This is a genomic window from Parvibaculum sp., from assembly GCF_049671045.1.
Lineage (GTDB): Bacteria > Pseudomonadota > Alphaproteobacteria > Parvibaculales > Parvibaculaceae > Parvibaculum.
Genome location: NZ_JBATUH010000101.1, coordinates 1 through 18060 on the forward strand (window position 1 = coordinate 1; position 18060 = coordinate 18060).

Annotated in this window: 16 protein-coding genes; 8 read left to right on the top strand and 8 right to left on the bottom strand. The window is 64.7% G+C overall.

The genetic code is table 11. From position 1 onward, the window contains the following. The 3 genes from WBG82_RS11190 to WBG82_RS11200 form a co-directional block, all read left to right on the top strand. Nucleotides 1-1297, top strand: a 1297-nt coding sequence (locus tag WBG82_RS11190; protein ID WP_424424609.1) for a CpaF family protein, incomplete at its 5' end; no start/stop codon positions are given. Nucleotides 1298-1320: 23 nt separating this feature from the next. After that, the gene (locus WBG82_RS11195) at nt 1321-2307 is read left to right on the top strand and encodes a type II secretion system F family protein (RefSeq protein WP_424424610.1); all 987 of its coding nucleotides are present in this window, start codon (nt 1321-1323) and stop codon (nt 2305-2307) included. A gap of 32 nt (nt 2308-2339) precedes the next feature. Continuing rightward, nucleotides 2340-3284 (top strand): type II secretion system F family protein, encoded by a 945-nt coding sequence (locus WBG82_RS11200; RefSeq protein ID WP_424424611.1) that lies wholly within the window; start codon nt 2340-2342, stop codon nt 3282-3284. Between the two features lie 67 nt (nt 3285-3351). On the opposite strand, the gene WBG82_RS11205 is transcribed toward WBG82_RS11200, so the two are convergent. Both WBG82_RS11205 and WBG82_RS11210 read right to left on the bottom strand, forming a co-directional pair. Next, complete coding sequence (locus WBG82_RS11205; protein ID WP_424424612.1) at nt 3352-4248, bottom strand: tetratricopeptide repeat protein; 897 nt, start codon at nt 4246-4248, stop codon at nt 3352-3354. 101 nt (nt 4249-4349) lie between these two features. Next, on the bottom strand, nt 4350-5030 hold the full coding sequence (locus WBG82_RS11210) for a glutathione S-transferase family protein (RefSeq protein ID WP_424424613.1): 681 nt from the start codon (nt 5028-5030) through the stop codon (nt 4350-4352). A 91-nt stretch (nt 5031-5121) separates the two neighbouring features. Here WBG82_RS11210 and WBG82_RS11215 point away from each other — a divergent pair, with 91 nt between their 5' ends. The 3 genes from WBG82_RS11215 to WBG82_RS11225 all read left to right on the top strand — a co-directional run bounded on the left by WBG82_RS11215 (nt 5122) and on the right by WBG82_RS11225 (nt 7806). Further along, nucleotides 5122-6492 (top strand): leucyl aminopeptidase family protein, encoded by a 1371-nt coding sequence (locus WBG82_RS11215; protein WP_424424614.1) that lies wholly within the window; start codon nt 5122-5124, stop codon nt 6490-6492. Between the two features lie 100 nt (nt 6493-6592). Beyond that, nucleotides 6593-6943 carry a MarR family transcriptional regulator gene (locus WBG82_RS11220; protein ID WP_424424615.1) on the top strand — a complete coding sequence of 117 codons (351 nt, stop codon included), beginning with the start codon at nt 6593-6595 and terminating at the stop codon, nt 6941-6943. Beyond that, the gene (locus WBG82_RS11225; protein WP_424424616.1) at nt 6940-7806 is read left to right on the top strand and encodes a C40 family peptidase; all 867 of its coding nucleotides are present in this window, start codon (nt 6940-6942) and stop codon (nt 7804-7806) included. The genes WBG82_RS11220 and WBG82_RS11225 overlap by 4 nt, the downstream gene beginning before the upstream one ends. A 12-nt stretch (nt 7807-7818) precedes the next feature. Here the strand turns inward: WBG82_RS11225 and WBG82_RS11230 are convergent, their stop codons facing one another. The 6 genes from WBG82_RS11230 to WBG82_RS11255 form a co-directional block, all read right to left on the bottom strand. Then, nucleotides 7819-9453: an ABC transporter ATP-binding protein gene (locus WBG82_RS11230; RefSeq protein WP_424424617.1), complete on the bottom strand. Its 1635-nt coding sequence runs from the start codon at nt 9451-9453 to the stop codon at nt 7819-7821. After that, nucleotides 9450-10499 carry an ABC transporter permease gene (locus tag WBG82_RS11235; protein WP_424424618.1) on the bottom strand — a complete coding sequence of 350 codons (1050 nt, stop codon included), beginning with the start codon at nt 10497-10499 and terminating at the stop codon, nt 9450-9452. Before WBG82_RS11235 ends, WBG82_RS11230 begins: the two co-directional genes overlap by 4 nt. 1 nt (nt 10500) lies before the next feature. Beyond that, nucleotides 10501-11604: a microcin C ABC transporter permease YejB gene (locus tag WBG82_RS11240; protein ID WP_424424619.1), complete on the bottom strand. Its 1104-nt coding sequence runs from the start codon at nt 11602-11604 to the stop codon at nt 10501-10503. A gap of 4 nt (nt 11605-11608) precedes the next feature. Continuing rightward, nucleotides 11609-13495 (bottom strand): extracellular solute-binding protein, encoded by a 1887-nt coding sequence (locus WBG82_RS11245; protein ID WP_424424620.1) that lies wholly within the window; start codon nt 13493-13495, stop codon nt 11609-11611. Next, a complete protein-coding gene (locus tag WBG82_RS11250; protein WP_424424621.1) occupies nt 13492-15342 on the bottom strand; it encodes an extracellular solute-binding protein in 1851 nt (616 codons plus the stop codon). Before WBG82_RS11250 ends, WBG82_RS11245 begins: the two co-directional genes overlap by 4 nt. Nucleotides 15343-15581: 239 nt before the next feature. Continuing rightward, nucleotides 15582-16148, bottom strand: coding sequence for a c-type cytochrome (locus WBG82_RS11255; protein WP_424424622.1), 567 nt, complete (start codon nt 16146-16148; stop codon nt 15582-15584). Between the two features lie 285 nt (nt 16149-16433). On the opposite strand from WBG82_RS11255, the gene WBG82_RS11260 reads away from it, so the two are divergent. Together WBG82_RS11260 and WBG82_RS11265 are read left to right on the top strand one after the other, a co-directional pair. Continuing rightward, on the top strand, nt 16434-17192 hold the full coding sequence (locus WBG82_RS11260; protein WP_424424623.1) for a 3-deoxy-manno-octulosonate cytidylyltransferase: 759 nt from the start codon (nt 16434-16436) through the stop codon (nt 17190-17192). A gap of 11 nt (nt 17193-17203) precedes the next feature. After that, nucleotides 17204-18060, top strand: an 857-nt coding sequence (locus WBG82_RS11265; protein ID WP_424424624.1) for a prephenate dehydratase, incomplete at its 3' end; no start/stop codon positions are given.

The window sequence follows — 18060 nt, forward strand, 5'->3', positions numbered from 1 at the left end:
GCCGAGGCTCCCGGATCAGCGCTCGGAAAACTACTATCAGATCAAGACGACGATCTTCAACGCGCTGATCGACACGATCGACCTCACCCAGCTCGCACAGCTCGATGCGGAAAGCGCGCGCGAGGAAATCCGCGACATCGTCAACGAGATCCTCTCGATCAAGAATGTCGTCATGTCGATCTCCGAGCAGGAAGCCCTGCTTCAGGACATCTGCAATGACGTGCTCGGCTATGGGCCGCTGGAGCCGCTGCTCGCTCGCGACGACATCGCCGACATCATGGTCAATGGCGCGGACCGCACCTTCATCGAAGTCGGCGGCAAGGTCGAGCTGACGGGCGTGCGCTTCCGCGACAACAGCCAGCTCATGAACATCTGCCAGCGCATCGTGAGCCAGGTCGGCCGCCGCGTCGACGAGGCAAGCCCGATCTGCGACGCGCGCCTGCCCGATGGCAGCCGCGTCAACGTCATCGTGCCGCCGCTCGCCATCGACGGCCCGGCGCTCACCATCCGCAAATTCCGCCGCGACAAGCTCCAGATGAAGGATCTCGTCGAATTCGGTTCGATTTCGCCGGAGGGCGCCGAAGTGCTCGGCATCATCGGCAAGGTGCGCTGCAACGTGCTCATTTCTGGCGGCACGGGTTCGGGCAAGACCACGCTTCTGAACTGCCTCACCGGCTTCATCGATTCCGATGAGCGCGTCATCACCTGCGAGGACGCCGCCGAACTTCAGCTCCAGCAGCCTCATGTGGTGCGCCTCGAGACGCGCCCACCCAATCTCGAAGGGCAGGGGCAGATCACCATGACGGAACTGGTGCGCAACTGTCTGCGCATGCGGCCCGAGCGCATCATCGTCGGCGAGGTGCGCGGACCTGAAGCCTTCGATCTTCTTCAGGCGATGAACACCGGCCATGACGGCTCGATGGGAACTCTCCACGCGAACAGCCCGCGCGAGGCCCTGTCGCGTCTGGAAGGCATGATCACGATGGGAGGCTACAATCTCCCATCGAGAACCATCCGCGAGATGATAACCGGCTCGATCGACGTCATCGTCCAGGCCGCGCGCCTGCGCGACGGCTCGCGCCGCATCACCCACATCACCGAAGTGCTCGGCACGGAAGGCGAGGTCATCATCACGCAGGATCTCTTTGTCTATGACATCGAAGGCGAGGACGAGACCGGCCGCCTGCGGGGCAGGCACAAATCGACGGGCATCGCGCGCCCCGCATTCTGGGAGCGCGCCCGCTACTACAATCAGCACCACGCGCTTGCCGCCGCGCTCGATCGCGCGCAAGGCTAGACGGGCTGAACGGACGAGAGGTTATGGACCAGACTACGCTTCTGATTTTCGGCATCGCCCTTCTCGCGGCGCTTTGCATCGGCGGCATCGGCTTCGTCTTTGTGGGCGGGGAGAGCAGAAGCTCGCAGCGCATGGCGCGGATGGCCGGCTCGGACCGCCAGAAGTCGCGCCGCGCATTGGACAATGACGGCGACAACGCCGACAAGCGTCGCAAGCAGGTTCAGGAGACGCTGAAGTCTCTTGAACAGAAGCAGAAGGAAGAACAGAAGGTGACGCTGCGCGTTCGTATCGAGCGCGCGGGCCTCGAGCTGACGCCGAAGAGCTTCTACATCATGAGCGCGGTTTCGGGCTTCGTCTTCGCGGCGATCCTGCTGCTGTCCGGCTTCTCGCCGATCGTGGCGCTCGCGGGCGCCTTTGCCGCGGGCTTCGGCCTGCCGCGCTGGGTTCTCTCCTTTCTGATCAAGCGGCGGCAGAACGCCTTTCTCGAGGAATTCGCCAATGCGATCGACGTCATCGTTCGCGGCGTCAAGGCCGGCCTTCCGATCAACGACTGTCTGAAGATCATTTCGAGCGAGTCGGCCGAGCCCGTCCGCACCGAATTCCGCGATCTCGTGGAGGGGCAACGCGTCGGCGTGTCGCTCGAACAGGGGCTGGCCAAGGTCTATGAGCGCATGCCGCTCGCGGAAGTGAACTTCTTCCAGATCGTCATTGCGATCCAGCAGAAGACGGGCGGCAATCTCGCCGAGGCGCTTGGCAATCTTTCCAAGGTGCTGCGCGACCGCAAGAGGATGCGCGCCAAGATTCAGGCGATCTCACAGGAAGCGAAATCCTCCGCCGCGATCATCGGTTCGCTGCCGCCCGCCGTGATGCTGATGCTCTATTTCACGGCGCCGAACTATCTCGACCCGCTTCTGACGACGACCTCCGGCAACATGATCATCGTCGGCGGCTTGATCTGGATGGGGATCGGAATTCTCGTCATGCGCAAGATGATCAATTTCAATATCTAGGACCGGCTATGTATTCTCTCCTCGCGTCAGCCATGAATCCCGAAACCGCCGTGATGCTGCTCGTCGGCGTCGCGGCGTTTGCGACGATCCTGACGCTCGCCATGCCGCTCGTCGCGACCGACAAGCTCGGCGCGCGCATGAAGGCCGTGGCGACCGAGCGCGAGGCGCTGCGACAGAAATTCCGCGAGCAGATGTCGAATGAGAAGACGCGCCTGCGCCACACGCCCAAGGGCTTCGTCAAGGAGATCGTGGAGCGTTTCGGCCGCGGCAAGATGCTCGAAAACGAGGCCATCAGGGAGAAGCTGCGCCAGGCCGGTTTCCGCGGCCAGGCGCCGATCTACACCTTCATCTTCTTCCGCTTCGTCATGCCGCCGCTGCTCTTCGTCGTGGTGCTGGTCTATCTCTATGCGATCAACAGCTTCGGGCTCGAGACGATGGCGCGTTTCGCGGTTGCGGCGGCCGGTGCGTTCATCGGCTTCTATCTGCCGAACGTCTTCGTTCAGAACGTCATCGCGCGGCGCCAGGAATCGATCAAGAAGGCCTTTCCCGACGCGCTCGATCTTCTGCTGATCTGCGTCGAATCCGGCATGTCGGTCGAGGCGGCGTTCGCCAAGGTCGCGGCGGAAGTCGGCAGCCAGTCCGTGGAGCTTGCCGAAGAACTGACCGTGACGACCGCCGAGCTTTCCTATCTTCAGGAGCGGCGCAAGGCTTATGAAAATCTCGGTACGCGCACCGGCCTGCCGGGCGTGAAGGCCGTCGTCACCAGCCTCATTCAGGCGGAGCGCTACGGCACGCCGCTCGGCATGGCACTGCGCGTGATGGCGCAGGAAAATCGCGACATGCGCATGGCCGAAGCCGAGAAGAAGGCCGCGAGCCTTCCGCCCAAGCTCACCGTGCCGATGATCAGCTTCTTCCTGCCGGTGCTCTTCTGCGTCATTCTCGGCCCGGCTGCGATCAAGGTTCTGCATCTGTCCTGAAGCGCGAGACGCCGCAACGAAAAAAGGCGCCCGTGATGGGCGCCTCTTTTGTGGAGCTCGTCCCGCTTCACTGCGTCGAGGTGGAGGCGGGCGTCGCAGCAGGCGCGCCGTTCAGCGTTTCCATCTGCTTCCAGATCGCGGGCTGGTTCATCATCTCCTTGAGATAGGCGATGTTGTTTTCCGCGACGCTTGCGGGAAGATCGGCGCGCGCAAGCCGTGTTGCTTCCTCGAAATTTCCCTTGAGGCCGAGCACGATGGCGAGGTTCTGCCGGGTGCTCGCGGTCGCGCGCGGATCGGCGACGGCCTTCCGCAGCACCTGCTCCGCCGTGTCGAGATTGCCTTCCAGCACATAAGAGAGGCCGAGATTGGCGAGCACGGAAGGATTGCCGGGGTCGAGGGCGAGTGCCGCATTGTATTTCTGCTGTGCCTCGCCATAGCGTCCCATCTGGTCGAGCGCCACGCCCTCGGCCGAAAGGATCGTCCAGTCCTTCGGGTTCTGCCGCGCCGCGCGCGAGAGATAGCCGATCGCCTGATCGGGCCGCCCGCTCGCGGCGAGCACCTTGCCGTATTCGGCGAGAACGTCCGCATTGTCGGGGTTGAGCGTATGGACGCGCTGCATCGCATTCGCGGCCTGCGAGATGGAGCCGATCTGACGGAGCGAGCGCGAATAGTTGAGCGCCGCCTCGATATTGTCGGGATGCCGGTCGTAAAGCTCGCCCCAATAGGCAGCGGCGGCGACATGGTCCTGCGTCTTCGTGGCGGTGACGGCGGCGTCCTTCACCGCGTCGTCGCTGCGCGCGGACATGGCCGGCGTCGAGGAGGTGGCGGAGCTTGCCGGCTTCGCGCTCTCACCCGTGCCCGACGTGCTGGCGCAGCCGCCAAGCGCGAGCACCGAAGTGAGCGTTACCGCGGCCGCAAGGCGGGCGAGGCGAGGCGCGTGAAATTTCGTGGTTTCGTTTTCCATGGCGTGTCCCGGTCAATGGCGGACGGGTCATCGCCGGGAGTGTGAACCCACACCCCTCAAGAAATGATTAATTATATTTGCGCGCGGAAAGTCTGGCTTTTCTAGGCGGTGCGCGCCGCCATCTGCTTGCGCGCGCCTTCTTCCCATTCGAGAACGGCGGGAAGTCCGAGCATGAGGTCCATATAGGCTCTTGCCGTGCCATCATTGTCGCCGAGCTTCGAGACATCGACGCCATAGGTGCGGAAACGCGTGACGACGGGGGCGTACATGGCATCGGCAATGGTGAAATGGCCGAAGAGAAAGCCCTGATCGCCGGCCGCCGCGCGGCCGAAGCGCGCGCGCAGGGAGCCCCAGAGTTCGACGACGCGCCGCGCATTGGCGAGCGCCCCCTCGCTATGGCCTTCGCCGGGCAGGCGGCTCACGATGTCCATGGACATGTCGCGTCGCAGATCGGGAAAGCCCGAATGCATCTCGGCGGCGGCGCTGCGCGCCATCGCGCGCGCGACCGGGTCTTCGGGCCAGAGCTTCTTTTCGGGGAAGAGATCGGCCAGCGTTTCGGAGATCGCAAGCGAGTCCCAGATGGCGTTGCCCTGCCATTTGAGCACCGGAATGAAGCCTGAGGGCGAATGGCGCAGCGCCTGCGCCTTGGTGTCCTCCTGCCGGAGGCGGATTTCGATTTCACGGAAGGGAATGCCTGCGACCTTCATCGCGAGCCAGGGGCGCAGGCTCCAGCTCGACCAGTTCTTGTCGCCGATGACGAGTTCGAAATCCGGCTGTCCCATCGAAACCCTCCGTCCTTGCTGCAAGCGTTGCGGGGCCCTCCTCCCCTCTATAAGGTTTCCGCCGCGCGCGGCAAAGCGGGGATGAACGGGAATGCTCGATATTTTTGTGACGAAGAAGGACGCGGCCGCAATCCCGGTCTGGCTTCTGCGCGCCGGGGATGTGAAATCCTGGTGTGCGGAACATGCGGGCGCCGGCGCCGCCTGGGTCGAGACGTCGGGCTTCAAGGGCGACGTCGGCAAGGTGCTGATGCTGCCTGACGGGTCGGGCGGCCTTGGCGGCGCGCTTCTCGGTCTTGGCGACGGCTCCGATCCCTTCGCGACAGGCGCGCTTGCCGCCGTGCTGCCCGTGCAGACCTACAGGTTCGCCGGTCACGTGGCCGATGGCGCGAAGGCGGCGCTGGGCTTCGCGCTCGGCACCTATGCCTTCACCCGCTACACGGGCAAGATCCGCGAGTGGCCGCGTCTCGTCCTGCCGGAAGGCGTCGGCGGCGAGGAGGTGAGCCGGCAGGCGCGGGCGGTCTTCCTCGCGCGCGACCTCATCAATACGCCGACAAACGACATGGGCCCCGCCGATCTCGCCGATGCAGCGCTCGAAGTGGCGCGCGCGGCCGATGCGAAGGCGAGCGTGATCGTGGGCGACGATCTCCTCGCCCGGAACTACCCGATGGTGCATGCCGTGGGCCGCGCTTCCGCCGTCGCGCCGCGCCTCGTCGATTTCACCTGGGGGCGCGCCGATGCGCCGAGGGTGACGCTTGTCGGCAAGGGCGTCTGTTTCGACTCGGGCGGGCTCGACCTCAAGCCCTCGAGCGCCATGCTGCTGATGAAGAAGGACATGGGCGGCGCGGCGAATGTCTTGGCGCTCGCCCGGCTCATCATGGAGTCGAAGCTGGATATTCGCCTCCGGGTCCTCATTCCGGCGGTCGAGAACAGCGTCTCCGGCAATTCGTTCCGGCCCGGCGATGTTCTGAAGAGCCGCAAGGGCCTCTCGGTCGAGATCGGCAACACCGATGCCGAAGGCAGGCTCATCCTTGCCGATGCGCTCGCCGAGGCCGACAGCGAGGCGCCGGACCTCATCATCGACATGGCGACGCTGACGGGCGCCGCGCGCACCGCGCTCGGCCCCGACCTGCCGCCCTTCTATACGGACGACGACACGCTCGCCGCCGAGCTCGCAGAGGCGGCGGCGCGCGAGGCCGATCCGCTCTGGCGTCTGCCGCTCTGGCGGCCCTATGACGGCTGGCTCGACAGCAAGATCGCCGATGTGAACCATGTCTCGGATGGTCCCTTCGCGGGCTCGATCACGGCGGCGCTCTTCCTGCGCCGTTTCGTCGAGAAGTCGAAGGCGTGGGTCCATCTCGACATTTATGGCTGGTGCCCCAAGGCGAAGCCGGGCCGCCCCGTGGGCGGCGAGGCGCAGGGCATCCGCGCGCTCTTCGACCTGCTCAGGCGCCGCTACGGGTGAGAAGCCGCTTGCCCCCGAGGATTTGCCCTCTAGACTGATCCGGAGCCGAAACGGAAGCCGGGTGGGACCGGCTGCCGCGAGGAACGGTGGGGGAAGGCGAATGGCTCTGGAGCTCAAGCCGGTGCAGGCGCTCGCGCTTTGGCAGAATGTGGTGCTGGAGACGGTCCGCCGTGATGGCCCGGACCTGTCCTCCCGTCAGCTCGCCATATTGCTGACCGTCTATCTGACGCCTCCGCCGCATACCGTGCGCGGCCTTGCCTCCTCGCTCAATGTGTCCAAGCCCGCCATCACCCGCGCCCTCGACACGCTGGGCGCGCTCGATCTTCTCAAGCGCAAGCGCGACGAGATCGATCGCCGCAACGTGCTCGTGCAGCGCACCGTCAAGGGCTCGGTGTTCCTGCGCGATTTCGCCGATCTCGTCACCGGCATGGCCGGGAGGCTCGACGCATGAGCCGCACCAAGGGCCCCGACCGGCGCATCAATCCCTACAGGGAGGACCTTGCCGCCGCCTATCTGCGCGGCGAGGTCAAGGCGGAACGCTTCGTCGAAGGCGAGGACCGGCAGGTGAAGATCGCCTGCGCCCCGCTGCTCGTCCGTCCCGATGCCGATGCGCCGATGGACACCCAGCTTCTCTTCGGCGAGACCTTCCGCGTCTACGAGGAAAAGGGCGGTTTTGCCTGGGGCCAGTCGGCCCATGACGATTATGTCGGCTATGTCGAGGCGAAGGCGCTCGGCCCGAAGCCCTACAAGCCGACGCATGTGGTCGCGGCGCTGCGGACCTTCATCTATCCGGAAGCCGATCTCAAGACGCGCCCCGCCATGCCGCTCGGCCTCAACGCCAAGGTGCGCGTCATCGGCGCGCGCGGCGACTATAGCGAGATCGAGCGTGGCGGCTGGATCTTCACCCGGCATCTGGCGCCTGTCGGCGCGCATGTGCGCGACTTCGTGAGCGTCGCCGAAGAGCATCTCGGCGTGCCCTATCTCTGGGGCGGGCGCGAGAGCACCGGCCTCGATTGCTCGGGCCTCGTGCAGGCATCGCTCGAGCGGGCCGGCATCTCCTCGCTGCGCGACACGGATCTCCAGGAAGCGACGCTCGGCGAAAATCTGCCTGAACCGATCGACTTCACCTCGCTGCAACGTGGCGATCTCGTCTTCTGGAAAGGGCATGTCGCCATCATGGTCGATGGCGAACGCATCATCCACGCCAATGCCTTCCACATGCGCGTGGAGATCGAACGGCTCGACATCGCCATGGCGCGCATCGCGCGCACGGCGGGGCATGTGACGACGGTGAAACGCCTCGCGCGCCGCTGACGCCGGAACGCCTCAGGCGTTCACCGCATTTTTCTCCGCCGCGCGAAGCTCGAAAGCGGCCGCAAGCAGCGCTCTCGTGTAGTCGGTCTTCGGCGCATCGAAAACCTCGTCCGCCGTTCCCGCCTCGACCACCTTGCCGTCGCGCATCACCATGATGTCATCGGCGAGCGCGCGCACCACGCGCAAGTCGTGACTGATGAAGAGATAGGCAAGATCGTGCTTGCGCTGCAATTCGCGCAGGAGATCGACGATCTGCGCCTGCACGGACATGTCGAGCGCGGAGGTCGGCTCGTCGAGCATGACGAAGCGCGGTTTGAGCGCCATGGCCCGGGCGATGGCGATGCGCTGGCGCTGGCCGCCCGAGAATTCATGCGGATAACGGTCCTGCATGGCCGGATCGAGGCCGACTTCGGCAAGGGCTTCCGAAACGAGGGCCCGCCGCTCGCTGGCGCTGAGCCCCGCCCTCTGCACGATGAGGCCCTCCTCGACGATCTGCGCGACCGAGAGCCGGGGGCTGAGCGAACCATAGGGGTCCTGAAAGACGATCTGCATTTCCTTGCGCAAGGGGCGAAGCTCCGCCGATTGCAGCCCGTCGATCGCCTGGCCGCGAAAGCGGATATCGCCCTCGCTCGAAATGAGGCGGAGCAGCGCGAGCCCCAGCGTCGTCTTGCCCGAGCCGGATTCGCCCACGACGCCGAGCGTGCGCCCCTCGCGGATGCGGATCGAAACATCGTCCACCGCTTTCACATGGCCGACCGTCCGGCGGAAAAAGCCCTTCCTGATCGGAAACCAGACCTTGAGGCGTTCGGCTTCCATGACGAGGGGCGCGTCCGCTCGCCCGCCAAGCGCGCGGCCCTTGGGCTCGGATGCGAGAAGGTGCCGCGTATAGTCGTGCTGCGGCCGGGCGAACACGTCTTCCGTCAGCCCCTGTTCCACGATCTTGCCGCCCGTCATCACCGAAACGCGATCGGCCATCTTCCGCACGATGCCGAGATCATGGGTGATGAGCAGCAGCGCCATGCCCATCTCGCGCTTCAGCTCGTTGAGAAGCTCGAGAATCTGCGCCTGCACGGTGACATCGAGGGCGGTCGTCGGCTCGTCCGCGATGAGAAGGTCAGGCTCGTTGGCAAGCGCCATGGCGATCATCACGCGCTGGCGCTGGCCGCCGGAGAGCTGGTGCGGATAGGCGCCGAGCCGCGTCTCGGGATCGTGGATGCCGACCTTCTTCAGCAGTTCGATGACGCGCGCGCGGATGGCCGGCCCGCGCAGTCCCTTGTGAAGCGAGAGCACCTCGCCCACCTGCCGTTCGATGGTGTGGAGCGGATTGAGCGAGGTCATCGGCTCCTGAAACACCATTGTGATGCGGTTGCCGCGGATCGAGCGCATGGTGCGCTCATCGGCGCCAACGAGATTCCGGCCCTCGAACATGATTTCGCCCGAGGGGTGTGACGCTTGCGGATAGGGCAGGAGCTGCATGATCGAGAGCGCCGACACGGATTTTCCCGAGCCCGATTCGCCGACCAGCGCCACCGTTTCGCCGCACCTGATATCGAAGGAGATGCGGTCGACCGCCAGTGTCTCGCGCCCGTCGCTGCGGAAGGCGACGGAAAGGTCCTTGACCTCGATCAGGGGTTTCTCCGCGCTCATTGCATCACCTTGCGGGGATCGAAGGCGTCGCGCACGGCCTCGCCGATGAAGATGAGAAGGCTCAGCATCACCGCGATGGAGAAGAAGCCGGTGAGGCCGAGCCAGGGCGCCTGAAGATTGGCCTTGCCCTGCGCCAGCAATTCGCCGAGCGAGGCCGAGCCCGGCGGCAGGCCGAAGCCGAGAAAGTCGAGCGAGGTGAGGGTGGTGATCGACGAATTGAGAATGAAGGGCATGAAGGTGATGGTCGCCACCATCGCATTCGGCAGCAGATGCTTGAAGATGATGGTCGTGTTGGAAAGTCCGAGCGCGCGGGCCGCGTTCACATATTCGAAATTTCGCCCGCGCAGGAATTCCGCGCGCACGAGCCCGACGAGCGAAACCCAGTGGAAGGCGAGCAATATGCCGAGCAGCAGCCAGAAATTCGGCTCGAACATCGAAGCGAGGATGATGAGAAGATAGAGCGTCGGCACGCTCGTCCAGATTTCGATGAAGCGCTGGAAGATAAGATCCGTCCAGCCGCCGAAGAAACCCTGCACGGCGCCCGCCGCAATGCCGATGACGGAAGACGCGCCCGCGAGAATGAGGCCGAAGAGCACCGAGATCCGGAAGCCGTAGATGAGGCGCGCGGTGACGTCGCGCCCCTGATCGTCGGTACCGAGCCAGTTCTCGCTGCTTGGCGGCGCGGGCGCGGGCACCGGCAGGTTGAGATTGATGGTGCGGTAGTCGTAGCGGACCGGCGGCCAGATGATGTGCCCGCCCTTGTCACTGATGAGCTTCTGCACGTAAGGATCGCGGTAATCCGCTTCCGTCTGGAACTCGCCGCCGAATTCCGTCTCGGGGTAGGAGACGAAGACGGGGAAATAGGCCGAGCCCTCATAGGTCACGAGCAGCGGCTTGTCGTTGGCGATGAACTCCGCGAAGAGCGAGACAACGAAAAGGATGACGAAGAGCCACAGGCTCCAATAGCCGCGCCGGTTGGCCTTGAAGTTGCGCCAGCGCCGCCTGTTGATGGGGCTGAGGGTGAACCGTCCGCCGAAGAGCCGCACCTCAGACCTCCCTCGTCTCGAAGTCGATGCGTGGATCGACCCAGGTATAGGTCAGGTCGGAAATCAGCGCGACGACGAGCCCCAGCAGGCCGAAGACATAGAGCGTCGCGAAGACGACGGGGTAGTCGCGGTTGACGATCGACTCGTAGGAGAGAAGCCCGAGCCCGTCGAGCGAGAAGATCGTCTCGATGAGGATCGAGCCGGAGAAGAATGCGCCGATGAAGGCGCCGGGAAATCCGGCGATGACGATGAGCATGGCGTTGCGGAAAACATGCCCGTAGAGCACCTGACGCTCGCTCAGGCCCTTGGCACGCGCCGTCGTCACATATTGCTTCCTGATCTCGTCGAGAAACGAGTTCTTGGTGAGAAGCGTCGAGGTGGCGAAGCCGCCGATCATCATCGCCGTCACGGGCAGCACGATGTGCCAGAGATAATCGACCGCCTTGCCCGCGAGCGAAAGGTTCGACCAGTCGTCCGATGTAAGGCCGCGAAGCGGGAAGATCGACCAGTAGGAGCCGCCCGCGAAAAGCACGATGAGGAAGATCGCGAAGAGAAAGCCCGGAATGGCATAGCCGACGATGATGAGCGCGCTCGTCCACAGGTCGAAGCGGGAGCCCTCGCGCATCGCCTTGGCGATGCCGAGCGGAATGGAGATGAGATAGGTCAGCAGCGTCGTCCACAGGCCGAGCGAGATCGAGACCGGCATTTTCTCGAGAATGAGATCGAGCACGCCTATGTCGCGGAAGTAGCTCTTGCCGAAGTCGAAACGCGCATAGTCCCAGATCATCTTGCCGAAGCGCTCGTACCAGGGCTTGTCGAAGCCGAACTGCACTTCGAGCTGTTTAATGAATTCGGGATCGAGCCCGCGTGCGCCGCGATATTTGCTGTTGAGCGCGGCGTCGGCCGCGCCGCCCGCGCCTTGCGAAAAGTCGCTTCCCCCGCCGCCGATCCGCGCCGTCGCTGAGACCTCGGTGCCGGAAAGCTGCGCCACGATGCGCTCGATCGGCCCGCCCGGCGCAAACTGCACGATGACGAAGGCAATGAACATGATGCCGAGGATGGTCGGGACCATCAGCAGAATGCGCCGCGCAATATAGGCTGCCATCCGTCTATCCCTTCAGCCCCAGCCTTTTTGCCTTCGCCATATCGACCCACCATGTGCGCTCGACGCCGCGATCGTATTTCGCAAGGACCTTCGGCGTGTCGTAGATATCCCAATAGGCGAGTGTGTAGCTCGCCTTGTGCCATTGCGGAATCCAGTAATGCCCCGCCCTGAGCACGCGGTCGAGCGCCCTTGCGGCGACGGTCTGGTCCGGCCTCGTGCCGGCTGCGATCACCTTCTCGATCAGGGCGTCGATCGCGGGATCGACGATGCCGGAAAGATTGCGGCTTCCCTCCGTCCTGGCGAATTCCGAGCCCCAATAGGCGCGCATCTCGATGCCGGGCGTGAGCCCCATCGAGTAACGCTGCACGATGAGGTCGAAATCGTATTTCTTGAGCCGGTCCTGAAACTGCGCCGAGTCGACGAGCCGCGACTGCGCGGCGATGCCGAGGAGCTTGAGGTTCTTGATATAGGGCCCCTCGACGCGCTGGAAGACGGGGTCGTCGCCCAGAAACTCGACGCTGAGTACCTCGCCTTTCGCGTTCCGCCGCTGGCCGCCTGAAATCTTCCACCCCGCTTCGTCGAGGAGTTCCGCCGCCCGGCGCAGGAGCTTGCGGTCCTGCCCCGTGCCGTCGCTCACCGGCGCGGTGACGGCAGGTCCGAAAACGGCGGGAGGAAGCCGGTCGCGCCAGGGATCGAGGATCCTGAGTTCGTCGGGCGAGGGCGCGCCTTCCGCGCGCATGGGCGAATTTTCAAAGAAGCTCGATGTGCGCTTGTAGAGCCCGTAGAAGAGGTTCTTGTTCGTCCATTCGAAATCGAAGGCGAGCGTCAGCGCTTCGCGCACGCGCGGGTCCGCGAATTTCTCGCGCCGCGTGTTGATGAACCAGCCTTGCGCGCCGGAAGGCGTGTGGTCGGGAAGCGTTGCGAGTTTGACGCGCCCGTCCTTGACCGCGGGGAAGTTGTACTGCGTCGCCCAGACCTTCGAGGTGAATTCCTCGCGGAAGAGATACTGGCCCGCGCTGAAGGCTTCGAAGCCCGCCGTCCGGTCACGGAAGAATTCGAAGCGGATGCGGTCGAAGTTCCACTGGCCGACATTCACGTTGAGATCGCGCGCCCAATAGTCCGGCACGCGCTGGTAGGTGATGAAGTTGCCGGGCTTGAAGTCGCCGATCCTGTAGGGCCCGCTGCCGAGCGGCGGCGTCAGCGTCGTTTCCTCGAATTTGTTCGCCGTGTACCAGGCCTTGGAAAAAATGGGCAGCCCGCCAGCGATGAGAAGCGGCAGGTCGCGCGTCTGGTCGCCCGTGAATTCGATGAGAAGGGTCCGCTGGTCGAGCGCCTTTGCCCGCTTCATCTCGCGCAGATTGATCGAGATGAGCGGGTGTCCCTTTTCCTTGAGCAGCATGAAGGAAAAGGCCGCATCCTCCGCCGTGAGCGGCGTGCCGTCATGGAAGCGCGCGGCATCGCGCAGATGGAAGGTGAAGCGCTTGCCCTTTTCCGCGATCTCGACGCTTTCGGCGACGAGGCCATAAAGCGCGTCTTCCTCGTCATAGGCGCGCGCCATCAGCGTATCGAAGATGAGATCGAGAGCGGGCGGCGCGTTGCCCTTGAGGATGTAGCCGTTGAGCGTGTCGAAGGTGAGAAGCGAAGCGTTATAGGCGCCGGTCGCGGGCATTTGCGAAAGCGTGCCGCCCTTCGGCGCTGCCGGGTTCACATAGTCGAAATGCGGGAAGCCCTCGGCATATTTGAGTTCGCCGAAGACCGAGAGCCCGTGCCGCCTTCCCGTATCCGCGCCCTTGGTCTGTGCGCGCAGGCGGCCCGGCAGGAATGTCAGGCCGAGGCTCGCGCCCATGAGGCCGAGCACGGTGCGGCGCGGAAAACCGGAACGCGGCATCATGGCTTCTGTGGCGCCCTGGCGGCCGCGGCCCTGCCGCTCGCGTCGTACCACCAGATGGAGGGGAAGCCGATGGAATAGGGCGGCAATGTCTGCGGATGGCCGAGCCGCGCCCAATAGGCGACACGGTCGAAAGGCGAATACCATTGCGGCACGACGTAATGGCGCCAGAGAAGCACGCGGTCGAGCGCATGCGCCGCCGCCAGAAGTTCCGCCCGGCTCGTCGCGAAGATGACGCGGTCGATGAGCTTTTCGACGACCGGATCGCAGATGCCGATCACGTTGCGGCTGCCCGGCACCTTGGCCGCATCGCAGCCCCAGAAGTCGCGCTGCTCGTTGCCGGGCGAAAGCGACTGGCCGAAGGACTGCACGATGATGTCGAAGTCGCGATTGTCGACGCGGTTCTGATATTGCGCCGTGTCGACGGTTCTGAGCGTGACCTTGATGCCGAGCCGCTCGAGTGATTGCTTGTAGGGGCCAACCACGCGCTCGAAGAGCGGATCGGCGAGCAGGAATTCGACGGCGAGCGGCTTGCCGTCCTTCATGCGCTGGCCGTTGGCGATCTTCCAGCCGGCGGCGTCGAGCAGTTCCGCCGCGCGGCGCAGATTGGCGCGGTTGTTGCCGGAACCGTCCGTCTTCGGATTGCTGTAGGGCGTGGTGAAGAGTTCGGGTGGCAGCTCCTTGCGGAAGGGTTCAAGCAGCTTCAGCTCCTCGCCCTGCGGAATACCGCTCGATGCGAGTTCGGAATTGGCGAAGTAGCTGTCCGTCCGCGCATATTGCCCATAGAAGAGGTTCTTGTTCATCCACTCGAAATCGAGCGCCTCGTCGAAGGCCGCCCGCACGCGCTCGTCCTGAAAGATCTCGCGCCGGAGGTTGAAGGCGAAGCCCTGCATGCCGGCGGGATTGCGCGTCCTGATCTGCTCGCGCTTGACGCGGCCATCCTTGACGGCCGGGAAGTCATAGGCGGTGGCCCAGGCCTTGGCGCTGTTCTCGAGGCGGAAATCGACCTGATCGGCCTTGAAGGCTTCCTGCGCCACGGTCGGGTCGCCGTAATAGTCGAAGCGCAGCCGGTCGAAATTGTCCGTACCGAGTTTTGCCGGCAGGTCCTGCGCCCAATAGTCCTTTACACGCTCATAGAGGATGGAGCGCCCCGGCACGACCTTGGCGATGCGATAGGCGCCGCTGCCGAGCGGCGGCTCGAGCGTCGTCTGCGAGACATCGCGCCGCGCGCCCTTCACCGTCCAGTAGTGCTTCGGCAGCACGGGCAGCTGGCCCGTGATCTGCGGCAGTTCGCGGTTGCCCTTGACCGAGAATGTGAAGCGCACCTTGTCGGCGCCGATCTTCTCCGCCTTGGCGATGTTGCGGTAATAGGCGTTGTAGAAGGGGCTCTGCTTCTTCAGCGTCTCGAAGCTCCAGACCACATCGTCGGGCGTGATCGGCCTGCCGTCCTGAAAGCGTGCCTCTTTCCGCAGCTTGAAGGTGACGGAGGAAAAATCGTCCGGGTAGGAAATGGTTTCGGCGATGAGGCCGTATTCGGCGCCCGGCTCGTCGAGGCTGGGTTCCATGAGCGTGTCGTAGATGAGGCTGAGGCCCGCCGCCGACTGCCCCTTCACGATGAAGGCATTGAGGCTGTCGAAAGTGCCGAGCGCCGCATAGCGCAGCTCGCCGCCCTTGGGTGCTGCCGGGTTCACATAGTCGAAATGCTTGAAGCCGGGGCCGTATTTCAGATCGCCGAAAAGCGAGGCGCCGTGACGCTCGATCCCGTCCGCCTTCGCGCCTGTCGCGATGCCCTGTGCGCCGACGATCGAGAGCGCGAGCGCCATCGCGATACCGGCCTTTCTGAACGTCATCTCTCCTCCCGGATAATGCCTGCGGCGGACACCTTCCCGGCGAAATGCCGGGCTGCCGCGAGCTTCAAGATTTGGCGCTCATTGTGGCTATTTTTTGCGGCGAGCGCGAGCCTTGCGGGCAGGCGGCGCATCTGCGCTTTGCCGGCCGGCAAGTTCGAGCAACCGGCAGGCTCAAGAAAAAAGCGCCCGGAATTGCTCCGGGCGCTTCATCATTCGGTTTCCGCCGTTCGGGCTGCCCGTTATTTCGCGGGTGCCGCTTCTTCCGCCTTCGGCAGGGGCAGGTTGGAGCCCAGCGTGTTGAGATAGGCGATGACGTTCGCGCGCTCCTGCGGCTTCTTGATGCCGACAAAGCCCATGGCCGTGCCGGGCACGTCGCCGCGCGGGTTCTCGATGAACTTGGAAAGCTCCTCGAAGGTCCACTTGCCGCCCTTCTTGATCAGGGCGTCGGAATATTTGAAGCCCGGCGCGCTCGCCACATCGCGTCCGACGACGTGGTAGAGGTCGGGGCCGATCTTCGCGCCCGCGCCTTCGACGAAATTGTGGCAGGCCTGACACTTCTTGGCGGCCGCTTCGCCGGCCTTGGGGTCGGCCTGGGCCAGAAGCGTGGCCAGGGGCACTTCGGGCTCGGCGGCTGCCGCCGCCGGCGCCGCCTCGCCACCCTCGGTGGCCGCGGCCTCGATGACGAACGCCTTGGGGTTCGCCGGCTCCGTCGAATAGACGTAATCGGCGAGATTCTTCACGCCGAGCACAGCGAGCAGCGAAAACAGAACTGCGCCCGCGATCTTGTTGAATTCAAAACTATCCATCGGCTCTCGCTCCGCCCGGATCGGTTACGGAAGATGGGGTGGAGAGGACAAGAAATACGTCAAATGGACGCGGCTGCGCCTGCCAGACCCCGCTGAATCGCGCGGAGATTAGCCGCTTCCGCCTCCGCGCCGCAAGCCGTATAAGTGCCCGGACGCAAAGACTTTGGCCGTTCCGCCGGACGCTGGGGAATGCGGAGAGGGGCCGCAGCGCTTGCGACGTTCCGCCGCACCCCGCCCGGGGCCGGTTTCCGGGGCCCGGCCAGGCCCGATGATTGAGAGAGTTTCATGGCGCGCGAGCCCATTATCGTGATTCCCGCCCGTATGGCCTCGACCCGCCTTCCGGGCAAGCCGCTGGCCGACATTTGCGGCCTGCCGATGATCGTCCAGGTCTGGCGCCGTGCCGCCGAGGCGGGCATCGGGCGCGTTGTCGTCGCCGCGGCCGAGCGCGAGATCGCCGAGGCCGTCACCGCGGCGGGCGGCGAGGCCGTCATGACCGATCCCGAGCTTCCCTCCGGTTCCGACCGAATCTGGCAGGCGCTGGGCGTGGTGGACGCGGAGGGGCGCCACGATGTCGTCATCAATGTGCAGGGAGATCTGCCGACGCTCGATCCCGCCCTCATCCGCATCGCCGCCGAGGCGCTCGACATTCCCGGCACCGACATTTCGACGCTCGCCGCCGAGATCAGGGTCGAGGAGGAGCGCACCAATCCCAATGTGGTGAAGGCGGTGATCGCATTCCGTGGCGCGCATGCGGGCGTGCCGTCGGGCCGCGCGCTCTATTTCACGCGCGCGACCGCGCCCTGGGGCGAGGGGCCGCATTACCATCACATCGGCCTTTACGGGTACCGTCGCGAGGCGCTCGCGCGCTTCGTCGCCATGCCGCCCTCGCCGCTCGAGCAGCGCGAGAAGCTCGAGCAGTTGCGCGCTCTCGAGGCGGGCATGTCGATCGAGGTCGCGCTCGTTGACACGGTTCCCCTCGGTGTCGATACTCCCGCCGATCTCGAAAAGGCGCGCGCGGTGCTCTGCGCCCCTGCCGCCAGCTAAGATTGCCCATCATGTCGAGCGCTTCACCCACAAGTCCGGAAAATATCATCGCCTTTCAGGGCGAGCCCGGCGCCAATTCCCACATCGCCTGCCGCGAGGCGTTCCCGGACATGGTCGAGCTGCCATGCCCGACCTTCGAGGATGTCTTCGCCGCGATCAGCGAGAAGAAGGCGCGCCTTGCGATGCTGCCGATCGAGAACTCGGTCGCCGGCCGCGTAGCCGACATCCACCACCTTCTGCCCGAATCCTCGCTCTATATCGTCGGCGAGCATTTTCTGCGCGTGCGCCATCAGCTTCTCGCGCTGAAGGGGGCGAGCCTTGCCGATCTGAAGACGGTGCAGAGCCATGTCATGGCGCTCGGCCAGTGCCGCAAGGTGACGCGCGAGCTTGGTCTTCAGCCGGTGGTCGCCGCCGACACGGCAGGCTCCGCGCGCGAAATCGCCCATGCGGGCGACCGGTCGCGCGCCGCCATCGCATCCGAACTCGCGGCCGAGATCTACGGCCTCGATATTCTCAGGCGCGACATCGAGGACGCGGCGCACAACACCACGCGCTTCCTCATCATGGCGCGCGAGCCGAACGACGCCGAGCCGGATGAGGGGCCCGTCATCACGAGCTTCATATTCCGTGTGCGGAACGTACCGGCCGCGCTCTACAAGGCGCTGGGCGGTTTCGCCACCAATGGCGTCAACATGACGAAGCTTGAAAGCTATCAGCTCGAGGGCACGTTCTCGGCGAGCCAGTTCTACGCCGACATCGAGGGCCATCCCGCCTCGCGCAATGTGCGCCTCGCGCTCGAGGAGCTTGAGTTCTTCACGACCGAGCTCAAGATTCTCGGCATCTACAAGTCTCATCCCTACCGCCAGGA

Excerpts from the sequence above, each read along its gene's own strand:
- WBG82_RS11220 (WP_424424615.1), top strand. The coding sequence starts at position 6,593 with ATGGCTCTGGAGCTCAAGCCGGTGCAGGCGCTCGCGCTTTGGCAGAAT.
- WBG82_RS11205 (WP_424424612.1), bottom strand. The coding sequence starts at position 4,248 with ATGGAAAACGAAACCACGAAATTTCACGCGCCTCGCCTCGCCCGCCTT.
- WBG82_RS11225 (WP_424424616.1), top strand. The coding sequence starts at position 6,940 with ATGAGCCGCACCAAGGGCCCCGACCGGCGCATCAATCCCTACAGGGAG.
- WBG82_RS11255 (WP_424424622.1), bottom strand. The coding sequence starts at position 16,148 with ATGGATAGTTTTGAATTCAACAAGATCGCGGGCGCAGTTCTGTTTTCG.
- WBG82_RS11250 (WP_424424621.1), bottom strand. The coding sequence starts at position 15,342 with ATGACGTTCAGAAAGGCCGGTATCGCGATGGCGCTCGCGCTCTCGATC.
- WBG82_RS11240 (WP_424424619.1), bottom strand. The coding sequence starts at position 11,604 with ATGGCAGCCTATATTGCGCGGCGCATTCTGCTGATGGTCCCGACCATC.
- WBG82_RS11230 (WP_424424617.1), bottom strand. The coding sequence starts at position 9,453 with ATGAGCGCGGAGAAACCCCTGATCGAGGTCAAGGACCTTTCCGTCGCC.
- WBG82_RS11200 (WP_424424611.1), top strand. The coding sequence starts at position 2,340 with ATGAATCCCGAAACCGCCGTGATGCTGCTCGTCGGCGTCGCGGCGTTT.
- WBG82_RS11215 (WP_424424614.1), top strand. The coding sequence starts at position 5,122 with ATGCTCGATATTTTTGTGACGAAGAAGGACGCGGCCGCAATCCCGGTC.
- WBG82_RS11245 (WP_424424620.1), bottom strand. The coding sequence starts at position 13,495 with ATGATGCCGCGTTCCGGTTTTCCGCGCCGCACCGTGCTCGGCCTCATG.
- WBG82_RS11260 (WP_424424623.1), top strand. The coding sequence starts at position 16,434 with ATGGCGCGCGAGCCCATTATCGTGATTCCCGCCCGTATGGCCTCGACC.
- WBG82_RS11195 (WP_424424610.1), top strand. The coding sequence starts at position 1,321 with ATGGACCAGACTACGCTTCTGATTTTCGGCATCGCCCTTCTCGCGGCG.
- WBG82_RS11210 (WP_424424613.1), bottom strand. The coding sequence starts at position 5,030 with ATGGGACAGCCGGATTTCGAACTCGTCATCGGCGACAAGAACTGGTCG.